The sequence below is a fragment of the Legionella brunensis genome (assembly GCF_001467025.1).
Classification (GTDB): Bacteria; Pseudomonadota; Gammaproteobacteria; order Legionellales; family Legionellaceae; genus Tatlockia; species Tatlockia brunensis.
This window is the reverse complement of sequence record NZ_LNXV01000035.1, coordinates 543-799: the sequence shown is the minus strand read 5'-3', so window position 1 is coordinate 799 and position 257 is coordinate 543. Positions and strand designations below refer to the sequence as shown.

Below are 257 nucleotides of genomic sequence, written 5' to 3'. Positions count from 1 at the left end.
ATTCTGATTTTGTGCAGAAACGAGCGCGGCAAACAGGAAGCCAAATAAAATGAAACCAAATTGTCTCATCTAAGGCTCCTGACATCTTTAGATGTAAAATCAACTTCCCCACGGCCTGTCATACGGGTGAATCCTTCTTGAATCGTCAAGTGACCATAAATCACATCAAAGGCTTTACCATCATCCACAACTAATGCGGGGACTTGATGGATGCCAAAACGTTCAAACTTCGTTGGATCAATATTTAAATTTAAATT

At 39.7% G+C, this 257-nt stretch carries 1 protein-coding gene; it reads right to left on the bottom strand.

Annotated features, from left to right (window positions below; all coding sequences use genetic code 11):
- Positions 1–65 precede the first annotated feature (65 nt).
- The coding region (locus Lbru_RS16990) for a TrbC family F-type conjugative pilus assembly protein (protein WP_274519613.1) at positions 66–257 on the bottom strand (192 nt) is incomplete at its 5' end.